The following is a 2,079-nucleotide window of genomic DNA, read 5'->3' on the forward strand; positions in this document are numbered from 1 at the left end:
CTTGCGAAGAAATGGGCTCCGCGGCCCCGCAAACCCAAAGCCCCCGAGGGCACGACCTGAGAACAGCCCCCATCCGCGGTCCACGCCGGATGGTTACTCTGGAAGGGACCGGCAACTTCGATTTCGCCGCGCATGCTGGCCATCCGAAACATCGTGACGATCCCGAGCTCTGCATCCGAAAGGGGCAAGCCCAGCACATCAACCAGCACCTCGTGAACGCCAGGGTGGTATTCTTCGATGGCCACCATCAGGAACTCTCGCTCGTCCATGCCGAGCGCGTGAGCAAGGGCCGGGATGCGTTCGAGCGGGACCTTTGTCTCACCTGACTTGAGCATGGAGATGATGTTCGCCTTCTTGAAACCGGCGCGATCGGCGATTTCACGTTGGTTCAGCTCGGACTGCTCGATGGCTTTGGCGAGCATGTTGGCGGTTGGGCTGTAAGTCATCGGACACCTCTTGATGATCTGCGATTGCTGATGCGTTGTGCTAGTCAGCGAGCAAAGATCCGAGGTGTTCGGGCCATGGGGATGACGCCGATGACCGAAGATATCCATGGTGCGACAACCAGGATCTTACGGTCCGATAAACACACCAGTCCGTCGATTCATAGTCGGATACAGCCTGTTGCGGATGGTCGTTGCGACGCGTAAGGCCGCGCTTAACGAGGCGGACGACGGCTCTCATGTTTCGAAGGGATGTGGACTTGGCGAAGGCGTTCTGATTGCATGTGAACCTGTGTGTTCAAGGTGCGAGATGGCGAATGAGTTCTGAAAGAATACGAGCGGTTCGGCTTGCGTGCTCGACGGTCGCCGTTTTCGCGTTTGTGGGAGTCTCCTTCGCAGAAAGCCTGATCTGCGAGAACCCCCGTCGAGAATACAATCTTGTTTATGACCAGGGCGAAGCGGAGGTCCTGATCAACCCTGACAGCGCCAAAGTCGCTTGGCCGGTCACGTCGTCGCTTATGGATGATAGGCAGCACGTCGTCATGGTTGAACTTGGGCGTGAAGGGATGACGGCGCAGATCCACATTCGGCCTTTTCAGAAAGTCGACATTTTCTCGCGGGGGGAACTGATTCAGACTGACGCCTGCTATTCCGCCGCTGACGCTGCCACCAATGTACAGCCCCGGCCCTTGCTTAGCGTCGCGCGCTTTTCATCGTTTGAGGTTGAGACTGCTGTCGTCCAGGATCTCACGAAATGCCCGAAGCCCAAACTGAGCCGTGACGTTGGCATGCCCGATCTTTGGGGCTGCGTCTTCCCAGGAGCCGAAGTCTTGAAGCTCTTTGTCAACGAAGACGGGAAGGGCGGCGTCAAGAACGTGAAGATTATGTGGAACGACTGGACGCGCGACAATGGCTACGGCATCCATGCAGACAGAAAGATCGCAATGTCTTGGATCTCGGCACTGGCGACTCGCTATGCGCCGCACTCCGTGGAGGCCGTGGTGAGAGCCTTCAAAGGCACACGAGACGTGACGATCGATGGAGACGGCTACCAGCTCGTCTTTTCGTATTCCAAGGGACCGGCGATCGACGAGCGGCTTTTGTCAATTACCTCGGAGTAACTGCGGTCACCAACGCGCACCTAATTGCGTGCAAATGGGATGCCCTTGGTTGATCCACGTGAAGCACGGCCGAGAAGCCGAGAAACCGCGCTGCACGATGACGAGATTGCCCCCCCCTCCCCCCGGCCCTCGCACACCTTCGAGCTAGGGATGATGCTACGCGCCGACGTGAACAACTACTTCGGTGAAGTTGCGCCTTGATAGACGCCCTCTCCAAGGATTGGCCGATGTGCCAGCTTTCTCCCTAGGCAATGTGTTCATGTGAATGCTGTCGGTCTCTAGGACTTCCAACACATAGAGATCTCTCGGCACGGGGAGAGCCTTTCCCAAACCAGTCTTGTGAGGGAAACGAAGGCACGTCGAACCCCGGGAGGCAGAGTGACTTGCACTCTGGATTCGCTTCGGCCCGCTCAAGGTTTGAGGTGCCCCTAGATTTGTAGACGCTTTGCCCCCTTACTTTGAGCCGAGGAGGCGACCATGGGTACAAGCAACTACAGCGACGAGTTCAAGCGGGA

General features: G+C 57.5%; 2 protein-coding genes. One reads left to right on the plus strand and one right to left on the minus strand.

Annotated elements, in window-relative coordinates; genetic code table 11:
• Positions 1–554 (minus strand): helix-turn-helix domain-containing protein (locus IEW01_RS17585; protein ID WP_188530327.1); only part of this gene is annotated, 554 nt, incomplete at its 3' end.
• Positions 555–760: 206 nt separating this feature from the next.
• On the opposite strand from IEW01_RS17585, the gene IEW01_RS17590 reads away from it, so the two are divergent.
• The gene (locus tag IEW01_RS17590; protein ID WP_188530329.1) at positions 761–1,564 is read left to right on the plus strand and encodes a hypothetical protein; all 804 of its coding nucleotides are present in this window, start codon (positions 761–763) and stop codon (positions 1,562–1,564) included.
• The last annotated feature ends 515 nt before the right edge of the window (positions 1,565–2,079 follow it).

The organism is Sinisalibacter lacisalsi, assembly GCF_014640115.1.
GTDB lineage: Bacteria > Pseudomonadota > Alphaproteobacteria > Rhodobacterales > Rhodobacteraceae > Sinisalibacter > Sinisalibacter lacisalsi.